At 63.7% G+C, this 14,973-nt stretch carries 16 protein-coding genes; 5 read left to right on the forward strand and 11 right to left on the reverse strand.

All coding sequences use genetic code 11. The features are described from left to right. Window positions 1–8 precede the first annotated feature (8 nt). The 7 genes from NBG84_RS30160 to NBG84_RS30190 all read right to left on the reverse strand — a co-directional run bounded on the left by NBG84_RS30160 (window position 9) and on the right by NBG84_RS30190 (window position 2,919). Window positions 9–500: a hypothetical protein gene (locus tag NBG84_RS30160; RefSeq protein ID WP_250922830.1), complete on the reverse strand. Its 492-nt coding sequence runs from the start codon at window positions 498–500 to the stop codon at window positions 9–11. A gap of 81 nt (window positions 501–581) precedes the next feature. Continuing rightward, window positions 582–1,454: a DUF2637 domain-containing protein gene (locus NBG84_RS30165; RefSeq protein ID WP_250922831.1), complete on the reverse strand. Its 873-nt coding sequence runs from the start codon at window positions 1,452–1,454 to the stop codon at window positions 582–584. Beyond that, on the reverse strand, window positions 1,451–1,606 hold the full coding sequence (locus NBG84_RS30170) for a hypothetical protein (protein ID WP_250922832.1): 156 nt from the start codon (window positions 1,604–1,606) through the stop codon (window positions 1,451–1,453). Before NBG84_RS30170 ends, NBG84_RS30165 begins: the two co-directional genes overlap by 4 nt. Then, window positions 1,603–2,058, reverse strand: a complete 456-nt coding sequence (locus NBG84_RS30175) for a Pycsar system effector family protein (RefSeq protein ID WP_250922833.1) — start codon at window positions 2,056–2,058, stop codon at window positions 1,603–1,605. The genes NBG84_RS30170 and NBG84_RS30175 overlap by 4 nt, the downstream gene beginning before the upstream one ends. Then, entirely contained in the window at window positions 2,055–2,378 is a 324-nt protein-coding gene (locus NBG84_RS30180) for a hypothetical protein (RefSeq protein ID WP_250922834.1), read from the reverse strand. The genes NBG84_RS30175 and NBG84_RS30180 overlap by 4 nt, the downstream gene beginning before the upstream one ends. Continuing rightward, window positions 2,375–2,635, reverse strand: coding sequence for a DUF6303 family protein (locus NBG84_RS30185; protein ID WP_250922835.1), 261 nt, complete (start codon window positions 2,633–2,635; stop codon window positions 2,375–2,377). Before NBG84_RS30185 ends, NBG84_RS30180 begins: the two co-directional genes overlap by 4 nt. Before the next feature lie 14 nt (window positions 2,636–2,649). Then, on the reverse strand, window positions 2,650–2,919 hold the full coding sequence (locus NBG84_RS30190) for a DUF6284 family protein (protein WP_250922836.1): 270 nt from the start codon (window positions 2,917–2,919) through the stop codon (window positions 2,650–2,652). Between the two features lie 464 nt (window positions 2,920–3,383). On the opposite strand from NBG84_RS30190, the gene NBG84_RS30195 reads away from it, so the two are divergent. The 3 genes from NBG84_RS30195 to NBG84_RS30205 are packed head-to-tail and all read left to right on the forward strand — an operon-like array spanning window position 3,384 to window position 5,234. Continuing rightward, a complete protein-coding gene (locus NBG84_RS30195; RefSeq protein WP_250922837.1) occupies window positions 3,384–4,196 on the forward strand; it encodes a GntR family transcriptional regulator in 813 nt (270 codons plus the stop codon). Then, window positions 4,186–4,575 carry a hypothetical protein gene (locus NBG84_RS30200; RefSeq protein WP_250922838.1) on the forward strand — a complete coding sequence of 130 codons (390 nt, stop codon included), beginning with the start codon at window positions 4,186–4,188 and terminating at the stop codon, window positions 4,573–4,575. Before NBG84_RS30195 ends, NBG84_RS30200 begins: the two co-directional genes overlap by 11 nt. Further along, window positions 4,572–5,234, forward strand: a complete 663-nt coding sequence (locus NBG84_RS30205; protein WP_250922839.1) for a YdcF family protein — start codon at window positions 4,572–4,574, stop codon at window positions 5,232–5,234. The genes NBG84_RS30200 and NBG84_RS30205 overlap by 4 nt, the downstream gene beginning before the upstream one ends. A gap of 93 nt (window positions 5,235–5,327) precedes the next feature. Here the strand turns inward: NBG84_RS30205 and NBG84_RS30210 are convergent, their stop codons facing one another. Next, window positions 5,328–5,822 carry a hypothetical protein gene (locus NBG84_RS30210; protein ID WP_250922840.1) on the reverse strand — a complete coding sequence of 165 codons (495 nt, stop codon included), beginning with the start codon at window positions 5,820–5,822 and terminating at the stop codon, window positions 5,328–5,330. Between the two features lie 1,598 nt (window positions 5,823–7,420). Between NBG84_RS30210 and NBG84_RS30215 the strand changes: the two genes are divergently transcribed. Further along, complete coding sequence (locus NBG84_RS30215) at window positions 7,421–7,690, forward strand: type II toxin-antitoxin system Phd/YefM family antitoxin (protein WP_250922841.1); 270 nt, start codon at window positions 7,421–7,423, stop codon at window positions 7,688–7,690. Further along, window positions 7,680–8,138 carry a type II toxin-antitoxin system VapC family toxin gene (locus NBG84_RS30220; RefSeq protein WP_250922842.1) on the forward strand — a complete coding sequence of 153 codons (459 nt, stop codon included), beginning with the start codon at window positions 7,680–7,682 and terminating at the stop codon, window positions 8,136–8,138. Before NBG84_RS30215 ends, NBG84_RS30220 begins: the two co-directional genes overlap by 11 nt. 1,049 nt (window positions 8,139–9,187) lie before the next feature. On the opposite strand, the gene NBG84_RS30230 is transcribed toward NBG84_RS30220, so the two are convergent. The 3 genes from NBG84_RS30230 to NBG84_RS30240 form a co-directional block, all read right to left on the reverse strand. After that, on the reverse strand, window positions 9,188–10,969 hold the full coding sequence (locus tag NBG84_RS30230; protein WP_250922843.1) for a reverse transcriptase domain-containing protein: 1,782 nt from the start codon (window positions 10,967–10,969) through the stop codon (window positions 9,188–9,190). A gap of 124 nt (window positions 10,970–11,093) precedes the next feature. Continuing rightward, entirely contained in the window at window positions 11,094–12,920 is a 1,827-nt protein-coding gene (locus NBG84_RS30235; RefSeq protein WP_250922844.1) for a reverse transcriptase domain-containing protein, read from the reverse strand. A gap of 950 nt (window positions 12,921–13,870) precedes the next feature. Then, a complete protein-coding gene (locus NBG84_RS30240; protein ID WP_250922845.1) occupies window positions 13,871–14,602 on the reverse strand; it encodes an IS5 family transposase in 732 nt (243 codons plus the stop codon). Between the last annotated feature and the right edge of the window lie 371 nt (window positions 14,603–14,973).

Here is a 14,973-nt window from a genome sequence, read left to right on the forward strand (position 1 = left end):
CCGCATCCTCACTCATCGGCATCTTCAATGCCGCTTCCGTCGGCATTTTCAGCGTCGCCCAACAAGCCCATGGCGTCCGCGTAGGCGCGCTCTTTGCTGTGGTCGAAGGCGAGCAGGTTCCTGTGATGCCAGCAGGGTGGGAGGAGGTCCCCGCCACCGCCCCAGCTCGTTTCGAATGCGCGGTGGCGGCGGACACGGAGCCCGAACTGGGAGCCACACAGCAGGTAGTCGGGTCTGATCGGGGCCTCGGGGACGCTCTCCATCACCCACGGCACCCCGGATACGGCGAGCAGCTGCCTGCCGGGGGTGAGGAGGTCGGGGTGGTCGCTGCGACTGCCTCGCCAAGCGGTGACCCTGGCGAACGCCTGGCACGGCCAGGACGCGTGGACCAGGTCGTACTCCTCGATCTCACCGCTGGTCATGAGCGCGGTGAGGTACTCCAGGGCGTCGGCCTGGACGAAGCGGTGGGGGGTAGTTCGGTTGGGGCCGGTTGTCGACACCGGTCACGTCGAACCCGGCCCGGTGGTAGCCCATGGCCAAGCCCCCGGCACCAGAGCACAGGTCCAGCAGGCGGGGGCGGGTCATGCGGCCACCGCCCCAGACTCACCGCTGGTGGCCCGTTCTGCCCGCAGCGCGTCGCGTAGGGTGCGGCCGTTCGCGGACGACGTCCGCACGGCTCGGCGGATCGCTTCCCCGGTCAGCTCCGAGTCGGACCAGTCGGCCGTAGCCGACCGGGCTTCAGTCAGCAGCTCGTCCGGGGTGCGGTTCGGTCGACTCGACCGGGCCGACTCCGGGACCGGGCCAGTCGACCGGGCGGCAGAAGTCGACTCCACCCCGACCGGGTCCACCCCATCAAGGCCTGGGTCGACTGCTTCGGTTTGGGCGGTCTGCTCAGTCGACTGGCCCGGTGGCAGTTCAGCCACCGTAGGGGCGGCGGTCCGGGTCGACTCCTGCAGCTCAGACCCCGACCGATCCTTCCAGTCGATTTCCACTGATTCATGCCGGTCTGCGGTCGGGTCTGACCGCTGCTGGTGGTGGAGCACCTTGGCCACCAGATCAGACCCGAAGTAGATCGAGCCGACCGGCAGGGACGTGGCGAGTAGGACCAGGGCCCAGTGGGCGGGGTCCCATCCGGCCAGTCGACTCCAGTCGACTACCCCACCATCGACGGCCGGTCCGTGGAGGCCGTGGACGTAGTTGAGGACCAGCGACGCGACCGTGTAAGCGGCAAGTACCCGCAGCGCGAAGTCCCGATCCCGGTCAGTCAGCACGAGTGCGGCGACCAGGGCCAGAGCCATCAGCCCATCTACCACGAACGGATACAAGAGCGCGGCCGTCCCGTCCGCACCCGTCGCCGTAGCGACATCCTTCAGGGCGTTCCACGACACCCGAAACGCCATACCGACCACGCCGACCAGGGCGACGACCAGGAGCGCCTTCGCGAAGCGGTTCACCGGTCGCCCTCCTCGATCTCGTCGAGGTCCCCCGGCACCCACATCCACGACTCGCCCCACCAATCCTCAGACGTGCCATCCGGGGTCGAGGGCGGGGCAGTGACCTGAGTGCGCGGGCTGAACAGCCCACGCAGGAAATGGGGGATGTTCATGCCGCACCCCCGATGGTGAACGCGGCGGCAGTGATCAGGAGCATTCCGCCCGCGCAGACCAGGTCAACCGCGCGTCGCAGGGTCCGGTATTTGGCCACGGCGATGCGGGAGAGGTTGACGATGTCCTGCCCGCGCTCATCGTGAGCGAGCCGGGCCAGGATCTCGTCAGCGGTGAGCGTGGCCCAGAGCGGGAACCCTGCCACGGCTGCACCGGAGATCCGGGGGCGGACCGCTCGCAGCAGCAGACCAGCGGCCACCACCAGCAGCAGGACACCCAACCTGCCGGCCACCGAAGCGGTGACGGGCAGTCGCACGTCCCTGGCCGCAGTCCAGACACCGGCCAACACCGCACCGATGAACGCCAGCAACAACGACGTCTTGGTGTCCGTGCGGGCGATTTCCGCCTTCACTTCCGCGTGAGCGGCGGTGAGGCCAGCTTCTAGGGCGCTCACGCTGCCACCCCCCGGACAGGGGCGGGGATTTCGCTGTAGCCGGTGAGGATCAGGGCGGCGCCGGAGTATTCGGTGAGCGCGGTAAGGACGCGCGTCCGGCTGCTCTGCTCCTTGTAGGTGATCGCATCGGACGGGATGACCAACGCTTCCCGCCACGCCTCGAACGCGGCGAAGTCGCCGTGAAAGCGCAACCGCAGGTGGTCGGGGAAGACCGTGGACACATCCACGTCCGGGGCGGGCAGATTCGGGAAGTCAGCGGCCAGCACCCGCAGCAGCCGCAGCGGGGCGGCCAGAGCAGTGAGGGTCAGGGGCTCGCTCATGCCGCACCCCCCATGGCGGCGGGCCGGACGGGGATGGTCGCGTCCAGCTCGACCCGGTCCATCGGACCGCCGGGCGACTCGCGCCACTCCCACTCGGCCCCGTCGGGGATCTCGTAGCCGAGAGCGGCCAGTGCCGCGGCCCGCTCGGCGGCCGTGGGGATCGGGTGGCCCGGTCCGAAAGCGTGCTCGGGCCAGTCGTCCACGGGGTCCTCGGAGCCGATGAACAGCTCCCACCCGCCCCGGTACTTCAGGCTCATGTGCGCGGTGTGCCTCATGCCGCACCCCCAGCAGGGGTTCCCGTGGCGGCCTGGTTGGTCAGAGCGATACGCGCGGCCAGCACCCGACGACGTGCACGGCGGATACGGCGTTCGTCCAGCTCCGAGACCGGACGGTCCAAGATGCTGATCTCAACGTCCAGCAACTCGACCTCGGCGGTGATGAGCGGGAGCTCCCGTTCGATGGCGTCCAGCTCTGCGGCGGTGGGCTCACGGTCGGGCAAGGCGGGGGCGGTGTCGACCGCCCGAAGGGGCATGATGGTCATGAGTCGGGTTCTCTCCCTAGCAGGTGGAAACGGCTCAGCACCCTCGGAGTGGTAGCTCCGGGGGTGCGCCGTTTCGTGGGTGGAGTGCCCCGGGCCGGATTCGATCCAGCGGCGTCACGCCTGGTCCGGGGCTGATCTGGCAGCGCCTACGGATGTCGTCGCAACGGGTCTCCTTCGGTTGACGGGTCTGTGGTTGTGCACTGCAAAGGGGCCTCAACGCCCCACTCTCCGGCCGTTGCTCGCGGTCGCCGGGCCACCTCGCCAGTCGGGCCGAAACCCTGTTCCACCTGGCCTTTAGCGGGATTGCAGCGTCCCCGCCCTCTACTCCGAGCAGCCCAAAGAAGGCTCCTCAGGCTTCGCTGTCCTGGGACTGCGAAGCGCCTAGGAGTAGGTTGGCGGACAGTCCCGGGACTGTCAACAGTCCTAGGACTGTGTTTGACTGATGGCGTCGAGAGGAGTGCCGCGTGGCACCAAAGTGGCGGGAACTGGCGGACCGATTGGCCGAGCGGATCAAGAGCGGCGAGTGGGAGCCGGGCAGGCAGCTGCCCCACATCCGGGAGCTGGTGGACGCGGGGGAGGGGTCGAAGACCACAGTCCACAGGGCGTACCAGGCCCTCGAAGCTGAGGGGCTTGTGGTGTCGTCACGTGGGCACGGGACCGTGGTCCGGGAGCACGCCCCACTCAAGCGGCTGGGTATCGCCCGGTACGACAAGGCCAAGTGGCGCGACGGTGACGAAGTCGCTTTCGTAGCGGACCGGGTGGCGTCCGGACGGGCGTACAGCCGGAATGACCAGACGCAGACAGTGAAGCGTGTCGTGGCTCCCTCGCGCGTCGCGGAGGCGTACGGAGTGCCGGAAGGCAGCGAGGTCTATGCGCGGGCCCGTCTCGTGAAGGAAGGCCGGCAGCCGACCCACACGCTCACCAGCTACTACCTGCCGCGGCACGTCGAGGGCACCCGAATCGTTGATCCGGCCCCCGGGCCTGCCGGCCGCGGGGGCGGCTTCAAGGTCCTCTACGACGCCGGATACGAGATCGACCACATGCGGGAAGAGCTCTTCGCTCGCGTCCCCGCTCCCGATGAAGCCGACCTGCTTCAGCTTGCCCCGGGGGAATGGGTCGTGGAACTTCACCGCACCACGTATACGGCTGACGGAACGATCGTGGAGTTCGCCATGGGCATTCACGCAGCGTCCCGTTTCGCGTGGTCCTATGACTTCAAGGTTCCCGACTCCGCAGGCGACCAGAAGACCGAGGAAGGAGGCCCCAGTGCCGAGTGAAGGAAAGCCGCAGCCGATCGACACAGCGGTCATCACGGGCCCTGGCGACGTTCCCACCACCGACCTGCGCCTATTGGCGGACCGGCGAGAGCGCCATACGACAGGTATCACCAGCAAGGGCGTAAACGGTGACCGTGCGAGGGATGTAATCGCCGCCCTTGCCCTCGGCGCTGCAATCCGCCGCGTCCTCGACGACCAGGAGCAGAATCTGATCCGCGAGGGTTTGCGGCACGGAGCGACATGGGAGCAACTCGCGGGGGCACTCGGCGTGGTAGACCCAGCAGAGGCGCGGAGGGCGTTTACGTCATGGTCCCAGCAGCTCCCAGAGAACGAGGCCACCGAAGCGCTACGCATCGCGGGAGACGGGCCAAACCAGTGATCTCAGCGCAGGCTTGGGAGGACGCGCAACTCATCTGGGACTACCACCAGATGCACCACACACCGAAGCCCTGTTCGGTCGCTATTGGCCTCGGCAGTCATGATCTGAGCGTCGCCACAGCAGCAAGCAAGGCGTACGAAGCAGGCTTGGCCACTCTCATCGTGTTCACCGGGGCCAACAGCCCGACGACTCGGGACCGCTTCCCCGACGGCGAGGCCACAGCCTACCGGGAACACGCACTCAAACTCGGGGTGCCGAACAGCGCGATACTCATCGAACCGCACGCCACGAACACCGGGCAGAACATCACGTACTCGCGGGAGCTCCTGGAGAGTACTGGCATCGACATCTCGTCAGTCCTTCTCATATCCAAGCCCTACGAGCAACGCCGGGCATACGCGACCGCTTGCAAGCTCTGGCCCAGTGTCGAGTTTGTGTGCCTCTCAGCGTCGATGGAGTTTACCGAGTACGTCGACAGCCTCGGTGATGCCCAACTCGTAATTGACATGCTCGTCGGTGCACTCCAGCGGCTCATGATCTATCCACAAAAAGGATTCATGATCAAACAGGAAGTGCCTGGTGACATCCTGGAGGCGTACGAGCGGCTGCGCCGAGATGGCTTCACAAGTCGCCTTATGCCTACGGATGCCCCTGACTGACCACTTCTTGCCCGCAGTCTCACTTCTGGCTCCTCCCCGCTGGCCATTCGTCACGGGAAGGGGCCACAGGTGATTCAAACTTTCTTTGCGGGTTCAAGAACTCCAACGCTTGAATGCTTCCCCCGCGTTTGGGTTCGAATGTTTCTTCATCGCCTTGAACTCGAAAATCAGCCTGCTCTGAACATCCGCTATTTCGTCAGCGAGGACGGCCACGTCACCTACCGACAATTCCCGCGCTTCGTCAATTTTTCGATATCTGCTGCGCGTGCAGTAGTAAACAGGCGATCCGTCATCCCTAGCACCCCAGGGTCGAGGGAGTAGGTCGTCCTCTGTGAAGGGGTCATACGGATACCAGACACCATGTATCACTGCGTTTCTGATGACACGATGTCGTGAGAGTTTATTCAACAACTCCAGAACGTTGGCATGGTGGCTCTCTGGCCAGCGTCGGCAGTACGGATCTCTCTCATGCAAGATGGATTTGCAAGTCTCAGAAAGCCACTCACTGCTCTGTCCCTGAAGAAGAATCCAAATGACCTCATTGGCGCCAGATATGTCAGTGATAAGCTCACGCAACAGTTCATCCATACGTGCACTCTCCGAGGCTACGCGACCTATTGCGCGATAGAGGTCATCATCCTCTACGAATACCGATCCGCCAGCCATCTTGCTACTTTCTGTTTTGTCGGGCAGTCGCCGATTTGTAACACATCCCTGCGACCCACCGCAGGGATTTATACCATCCACGCCCCGTGAAACTGTGCTGGTGTGCCGGACAGACCACCGGGGCCCAACCCCCTGCCCTTCCCTTGGATAGTTGGCATCTACGCTTGACAACAACGGCGGTACACATGGACAGCTTTGAACGACCTCTCGCGACCCGTGCCTGCACAGGCATTTATGGATGATTCCGCAAGTGATCGAACTCCTAAAGCGGATGTAGCCTTCGGCTAACCGAACCTTCGGACTGTCCGGTCCAGGCTTTAGGCCATGTGTGGGCCATCGAAGCGTCCAGAGACCTGCATCTGGTGAATCCGCAGGTCAGAGGCTCAGACATTTAAGGACCTGGGCGGTCTTGAAAGCCGTTTCCTTACTGGGACTACTAGCCCGCGTCGATCACCTCCTCCGACCAAGGCCCTTGCCCAACCCTGCCCTAAACCCCACACAAGCTGAGTAGGCTGTGCGAAGCGGCTCAGGTGCCGATGTCCCCGCGCGGGCGGGGGTGGTCCGGCTTCGACGTTTCCCATCCCCCCTCACGTCATACGACGTGAGGGAAGCGACCGGGGGTAACCCCGACACTTATGGGAGAAACAGTGTCGAAGCAGAAGGCTGAACTGTCCAAGGAGTTGGGGCTTCGCGCCATGGCCACGTTTGTCGGCCAGGCTCTGTGGCGTCTGGTGAGCTGGGCGGTGAGTAAGAACAGCCTGTAGCTGCACTGGCGGGGGCTCCACTGCGTGGAGCCCCCGTTCTCGCAATGTCAGCCTGCGCGTAAGACCGTTTGCTCCGATCCACAGTCGCATCAGCAGTCTCGTTCGCAGCCGTTCGGCTTGCCCACTCGCCCTTGTGCGGCCTAGGACTTGAACGGCCACGCACAGGGTGAACTAGGCCATGCAGAGTTGGAAAGCGTGTATTGGAGCAAGCGCACCACCTACGCACCACCTAGGGCAGACAGCCACGGTCAATCACGGGGCCGCCCACAGGCTGCCGGTGTTGCCGCCATAGGTCCATCGGTGCAGGTCAGAGCAGCAAGTAAGGATTGAGAAGCGCAGATTCCCAAGCTCAGAGCGCGAGTTCGATTCTCGTCACCCGCTCCACGAAGAAGGCCCAGGTCAGAGACCGGGGCCTTTCTTGTTGTCTAGACCACATCAGGCGTCGCGTGCCCGTCCCGTGCCCGTCCGTGTCAAATGGCCGATCGCGGCCCTTCTGGCAGGCAGTCTGCAGCAGCTGGTCCAGCCGGCCGACGACCGTCGACGCCCCAAGCAGTCCGCATCTCATCCGTTCGATTCTCGTCACTCACTCCCCGGGAAGCTTCAGCCCCCGCTCCCGGGATCTTGTCGTTGCTTGAAACCCCCAGCGCGGTGCATGGCCGTCGCAGCACAGCGCCACCGCAGCCACTCGCACCCTCCCTCTCTCCCCTACGTGCCATGATGTAGCACTAGGTAGCACATGGGGCTATCGTGTAAGCCATGGCAGCTCAGCACGAGATCACCCAGCGCGATCTGCGCAGTCGGTCGAAAGAGATCATGGACGCCGTTCAGGGCGGACAGTCCTTCACCGTCACCCGGGATGGCCACCAGATCGGTGAGCTGATCCCCCTCCGGCGACGCCGGCGGTTCGTCCCCCGCGGCGAGTTCGCGGCAATGTCCCGCACAGCGCCCGGCATCTCCCTCGATGCTTTCCGGACCGATCAGAGTGCCACCGCCGAGCAGGAGACGGACGATCCCTATGCCCGCTGAGCACCAGCAGGGACTGCTCGACACCAACATCATGATCTTGCGCAAGTGGGTGGACCCCGAAGAACTGCCCGCCGAAGTGGCGATCAGCGCCATCACCCTGGCAGAACTCTCCGCGGGTCCCCACGAAGTGCGCCGGAACGAAGAGCAGGACGACTACGACGAGCACGCCGAACGCGCACGCCGAATGGACGTCCTCCAACGTGCCGAGAACGAATTCGACCCCATCCCGTTCGACGCCGAAGCCGCCCGTATCTATGGCAGAGTGTGCGCGGCCGTCATCGGAGCCGGCCGCAAGCCCCGGCGTCGAGTAGCCGACTTGATGATCGCGGCAATCGCGATCGCCGAAGACCTGCCTCTCTTCACCACAAACCCCGACGACTTCAGGGGACTTGAAGAACTGCTCACTGTCGTCCCCGTCCATCGGCCGGCCGTGCTCCACGACCGATGAACAACATCAAGGCCAACGCCCGCGCCAGAGGTCGGATGTTTCCGGATCCCACTGGCGGTCGTACGTGTACGGAGTTTGATCCGCGTAATACGTCATGGCCGCCAAGTATCAGCAACCTGGTCAGCCCACCGCACCAGATGCGCACCAGAAGAGGCGGTGAACCACGGTCAACGGCGGCTTCACCAGCTCGGGAAACCCAGCTCGACATCCGTGAATGCCCAGTTCAGGCGGCACCCGCCGCTTAGAAGCCGTTGTCTTTCCGAGAGTGGTGGGTGGTTTTTGCTGGTCAGGCGTGGGGCCGGTCTGTCGGTGGCAGGGACGAGATGTCGTGTCGTCTCTTGGGTGGGGTGCCGGATGCCGTCGGTGATGGGGTTGTTGGAGGAGCACGAGCGGGCCGCTCGTCAGCGGGTGGAAGTTCTTCAGGCCGAGTTGCGGGAGGCGGAGGCCGTGGGTGGGAGCGGTTCGTGGTCGCCCGGGAGACGGTGGCCGAGGTTCTGTCGGGATCTGGCGGGGGCAGGGCGGCGCCTGCGGTCGTGGTGGTCGGCGAGCGGCCGGTGAGGGTTGTGGGTGCGGTGTCGGGTTCGGTGGTTCCGGTGTGGCGTGAAGGGCTCGATCCGACGGTCTTGGCGCCGGACTATCAGCGGCTCATGGCCGCTCTTGCCAGCGGGAATGGGCCGTGTGCCGGGGCGATGGACTGTCGGCAGCTCGCTGTGGCGGTCGGGCTGGAGCCGGTGCCCGCGAAGGTGGAGGGTGTGCGGTCGAAGGCCAAGCGGCTGGCCGCGCGGGGATGGCTGGCGGAGGAACGACCGGGGATGTTCAGTGCCGTCGCCGGGCGAGGCGACGGCTCATGACCATGCTCATCGACCACAGGATCATCGCCTCGGCGCTGTCGGTGCGGGCTTCGTAGTCGCGGGCCAGTCGCCGTGAGCGCATCAGCCATGCGGTTGGGTCGGCCGCGCAGTGAGGTGTCTGTCGTGACAGATCCTGTTCCGCGCGGCCTCCCGCCGAACCGGACATGACGGTTTCCCAGTCATCCGGCTCTCCAGTGACTACGGCGTGAATGTTCTGGCTGGCTGTTCTGAGTGGATGCGGTCGTGGCACACATCGCAGGCCACAACCGTTTTACGACGTCGTTGGAGCATGACGCGCGCCCAATCGGAAGGCCGCCATCCGGCATGCGCGAGGTCGGCGAGAGCTCGGACATGGTGCACTTGCACGTTGCCTTTGCTTCCGCAGATTTCGCAGGTGTCCGCCAGAAGTCTCGCGATGAGTTCCTTCTGCGGATAGTCCACCCGGACCGGCTCGCGATCGGCGAGTTCCGCCGCTCGCTGCCGTTGGAGGGGAATTCCACCGAACCGTGCGACCAGTGGTTTCCTGTTCTTCCGCTCGATGTGGGCCTCGAAGCAAACTCGGGGCCCGTTGGGCGTGTCGATCCTGGCTTTGTGCTTTGTGGCCATCTTCGACACTGATGAGCGGTGCTTGGCTGCGAGAGTCTTGAGCATGGAGGTTTCCATGACCCATTGCAGCCGGTGCAGCCGGAAGACGTCTCCGGCAAGCAGGTAGTACTGGACAATGCCCCGGTAGACGGTTCCGAAGGTCGCCACGATCGCATGATCGGTGCTGTTGATCAGGGCCGTCCTCTTCGCGGGTTCCCCGCGGGCAAGATAGGGGGCACATTTGGTTTTGATCACGTCCCGTGGGACACGGAGAGCGATCTGGCCGTTGACCCGACGGTAACGGCCGGTCTTCTTCGTGTCATTGTGCTGGGTCGTGACCTCGTAGCCGAGGAACCTCGCTGCCCCGGTACGGGCATGAGTGATCAGCGTCTTTTCCTGGGACAGTTCTAGCTTGAGTTCGTCACGCAGGAACTGGGCCAGGCGTTGCTTGATCTGTTCGGCCTCGGCTTTCGGTCCGGTGAAGCCAAGGAGATGATCGTCCGCGTAGCGTATGTAGCGCAATCTGCGATATTCCGGATCGTTCGGATCCGCACTCGGCAGGCTGACCATCCGCTGACGCAGTGCACGGGCCTGAACCCGGTCGCCGCGCCGGCGTGCTTTCGCCAGCAGATTCTGCAACTCCAGATATGCCGGGTTTCTGGCCCGGCGCTTCCCTCGGGTGTACTCCGGAACAAGGACTGTCTCGACGAACTCATCCAGTTTGTGCAGATAGATGTTGGACAGAACAGGGGAGGCCACTCCGCCTTGAGGTGCTCCGGAGAGCGTGGCACCCCACTTCCAGTCCTCCAGGTATCCGGCCTTGAGCATGTTGCGCACCAGCCGCAGAAACCGCTGGTCATGGATCTTCTCGCCGAGGATCGAGAGCAGGACCTGGTGGTCCAGGCTGCCGAAGCAGTCGGCAATGTCCCCTTCGATGAACCAGGACGTCCCGGTCCAGGTGTGGTCTACCTCTCGCAAAGCGGTGTGGCAGCCACGGCGGGGACGAAATCCATGGGAGCGGTCGGAGAATGTCGGCTCGTAGTACGCCTCCAACAGTAGGCGGATCACTTCACCGACGAGCTTGTCCGACCAGGTCGGCAGCCCCAGCGGACGCGTCTTCCCGTTCTTCTTCGGGATGTGGACACGCCGGACCGGACGGAAGCGGTAGCGCTCGTGGCGCATTGCCTCGATGATCCGGCCGATCTTCCGCTGCGACATGCCGTCCACGGTTTCCGATGTGACCCCGGGCGTCATCGCGCCATGGTTGGCGTAGATCCGCCCGTAGGCCAGCAGATACAACTGCGGGTTGAACAGTTGCCGATACAGTTCCTCGCACGGCAGGCCACGCCTGCCGCGTTCACGCAGGACACCCAGCACCGTTTTGGCGCTCTGCATTTCGCATACCTCCCGACCCTGTGGTGTCCGAATCACCTGGCCCCGCAGGGTAGGCCGCCGGCGAGGTATCCGCAGATGCGGACCCTTTTCCGACGGCCCCCCACCGAACCGGGCATGCGACTTATCACCGCACCCGGCTCTCCAGTACCACATTCGATGAAGCCTGCCCCGTTGAGGATCCGTTGTGGATTCCGTCGTGGCAGTCGCGGCAGACGATCAGGGTCTTGCGATGGCGAGATGCCATCTGCTGGGCCCAATCAGGCTGTTCAGCCTGCGTTTTGGAGAGGAGGTCTTTCAGACGCCGAACGTGGTGCACTTCGACATCAGTCCGCGACTGGCAGAGTTCGCAGCGGCCGGACATGAGCCGGTCGATGAGTTCCGCCGGGCGCTTCCTCCAGATCTCCGGGAGATTGTCTTTGAGAATTACCCTCGTGGTCCTGCGGGCAAGCGAAATCCCGCCCCATCGGGCAACCAGTGGCCTCTTTCCGTTGCCTCGCCCGACCGTGACTTGCAGACCTCTGCGAGGACCTGCTGGCGTCTGCCAGGTGGCGCGGTAGCGGTTCCAGACCTTGTTGACGCTGACCTTGTTCTTGTGGCCCAACGTCTTGGTCATCGACCGTTCCATGACCCACCTCAGCAGGCCGAGGCGGTGCCGGTTGTAGGCCAGCTGGTAGTACTCCGCAATGCCTCGGAACTCCGCCTGATACCGCGTCACGATACGGAAATCCGAATCATGAGCGCGTGTCAGCATGGCTGCCGGTTTACCGCGTCGCATGTAGGTCTTACGCTTGTCGCGCACGACATCCATAGGCACCTTCAGCCCGATCTGCCCATTGATGGAGCGATGACCGTTCCGATCGTGCTTGGCATCGTTGTGGTGGACTACGATTTCGTAGCCGAGGAAGCGAGCGGCTTGTGACCGCCCATGGGTGATCAAGGTTTTCTTTTCGGATAGTTCCAGCTTCAAACGATTCCGCAGAAACTTTCCGACCATTTCCTTGATGTACTCGGCTTCCCGCCGCGTTCCGGAGAATCCCAACAGCCAATCGTCCGCGTAACGGACGTAATGCAGCCGCCGGAAGCCTGGATCATTGGGGTCATGAGAGGGGAGCTTTTGCAGCTGACGACGCAGTTGCTTTGCTTCCTCCCGTTGCCCCTTCTTCTCCAGCTTCCAACTGGCCTTATGTATCCGCATGTACGGAAGATAAGGCTTGCGTCGGGCTCCCTGGTTAAAGACGGGCAAGAGCGTTGTCTCGACGTATTTGTCCAGTCGGTCCAGGTAGATATTGGAGAGCAGAGGGCTCAAAACTCCCCCTTGTGGCGCTCCACTTAGCGTTTCGTGGTAGCGCCATTCCTCCAGGTATCCAGCCTGAAGTAGTCCCTCGATCAACCGCAAGAAGCGGTTGTCGTGAATATTCTCGGCCAGGGTGGAGTGAAGCACTCCGTGATCCAGCCGGTCGAAACACTGGGAAATATCTCCCTCGATGAACCATGTCATACTGCGCCACGATTCAGATACTTCCGTAAGGGCGGTATGGCGGCCCTTCCCCGGCCTGAAGCCGTGAGAGCGGTTGGAGAACTGCGGCTCGTAATAGGCTTCCAGTAGCGAGCGTATTACTTCTTGCAACAGCTTGTCCGACCATGAGGGCAACCCCAGAGGGCGGCGTTTCCCTGGTGATCCTTTCTTCTCGATATACACACGCCGGACCGGGGTCCACCGATAGCGCTCATGCCGCAGCGCATCGATGATCACCTGAATCTTCTTCAGGCTCATGCCGTCCACGGTCTCCGTGGTGGAGCCGGGCGTCATAGAACCGTCATTGCGGTAGATCTTCCCGTAGGCACGCAAGTACAACTCCGGGTTGAACAGGTGCCGGTACAATCTCTCCAGTGGCAATCCTCTCTTGCCACGTTCATGGATGATCTCCATCAGGGCTTCGGCTCTCTGCATTACGCGTACCTTGCCTCTCTGGATATCGTGGAACCTGTGCCACTTGGCCCTGTAAGCGGCTTTCCCGCTCTCCTTGGTGGGGCGTTACTCCCACGACTACTATTGACACTCCGTCACCGTAGGGCTCTCGCCCCTTAGGCAATCCCGAATTCCTCTTGCATTGGACGTATCGAGCGTGACGTAGGCGACCCGTCCGTTCCCTTGAGTGAGCTCGTTGACCACCGCCCACCAGCCGGAAGATTGGGGCGAAGCAAAGGGGATTCGCCTGATGCTGGTGGCTCCGCTCCGGGCGTTGTATGTCGGAGGATGCACATTTCCATCGCTGGGAACTGGGTTTCAAACAGTCTGGTCTTCGCCATATCACACGGACCTTGCGCGACAGCACCTTAAACGCCTTCGCAGCGCTTCACGCTTTCCCGCCATGCTGTTGTCCCCTCGCGCTTTCGCGTCCAGGTAAGACGGGTGGTCCAGAGGCTTCACCTTCCGAACCCCTACTCTCTGAAAGAGTGATCCAACGCCGAGTTAGACGGCGCAACTTCGCCCGATGTGGACGGCTTTCCCGTCCTCCCTGGCCGGTCGTGACTCCGGCGACTACTACGGGGCCTCCGTCGCCATAGGACTCGCGTCCCTTAGGCGATCCCACGTTCGTCTCTGTCTGTACGTTCTAGCGCGACTTAGGCGTCCCACTCATCCCCTTGAATGTCCTCGCTGGACATCGCTCCGTGCTCCGGAAGTGCCCCGGACAACCTTCGAATCCAAGGCAGAGCGCGGCGCCGGTTTCAGTCGTCTTTCCGGCGGATGGGAACTTGCATCTTCTGGAGATTGGGATTCAAACAATCTAGTCTTCGCCATATCGCGCGGGCCGCCCAGCACACCGTCCCTGACAACTGGGCCCGGTTGCTGATTTTCTGACATGCTGTTGTCCCCTTCACCTTTCGGATCCAGGTAAGTCATCCGGCCCAGGAACCTCCTTCCGAGTTCCTCCCGGCTGATCCGGGGATACAAACAGAGCGCCTCGTGGCGCACAACGTGCGCTCCACCAGCCATCTTTTCGGCAGGACGACGAAGCCCGTCGTGTCGTCGCTGCGTTTGATCACTGTCAGCGCGATCCGCAGCACGCTGCGGGCGAAATCGCCGAGCCGGCCGGTGTAGCCGCCGTCCGCCCAGACCAGCGTGATGCGCCAGTGCCGTTCGCGCAGCCGGGCCAGCAGTGTCTGTCCCGCGTCGCGGTCGGTGACGGACGCCGCCGTGACCATCACGGCCAGAAGCAGACCGAGGGTGTCCACCACGATGTGGCGCTTGCGGCCGTTGACCTTCTTGCCGCCGTCGAAACCCCTGGTCGCGGCCGGTACTGATGCGGCGCCCTTCACCGACTGGGCGTCGATGATGCCCGCCGTCGGCTCCGGGTCACGGCCGGCCGCTTCACGGATCCGGTCGCGCAGCCGGTCGTGGAACTCGGCTGTCCAGCCTTTGTCGCGCCAGCGTCGGAAGAACGCGTAGACACGGTCCCACGCGGGGAAGTCCGCGGGCATCGACCGCCACGTGATGCCACCCGCGACCAGATAGCGGACCGCGTCGACCATCTGGCGGTGGCAGTAGCCCTCCGGCTGTCCGCCCCGGCCCTCCAGCCAGCCCGGCACCGGCAGCGCGGCACGGACCCCGGCCCATTCCGCATCCGTCATGTCCGACGGATACCGGGGCTCCCGGCCCGGGCGATCCCCCGCATTCCCGTACACGTGGGCGAGGCAGTCACACGACCGGGAAAGCGAGTTGGACGACGGGACAGGCAGCACGGAAGACTGCGGCACCAGGGCCTCCTGACGCTCGGATGGATTCGACACCCACGAGCTGTTCGGGAGGCCCTGCCTTCAAGCCTGGACCACCGGAAAACCACCCCGCCGGGCAACCACACTCGAACTCACGCCCACCATGCTCGATACGACAACGGCTTCTAAACGATCAGTGATGCCCAAGCTCAGAGCGCGAGTTCGATTCTTGTCACCCGCTCCACGAAGAAGGCCCAGGTCAGAGACCGGGGCCTTTCTTGTTGTTT

Source organism: Streptomyces albipurpureus, from assembly GCF_023701525.1.
GTDB classification, from domain to species: Bacteria; Actinomycetota; Actinomycetes; order Streptomycetales; family Streptomycetaceae; genus Streptomyces; species Streptomyces albipurpureus.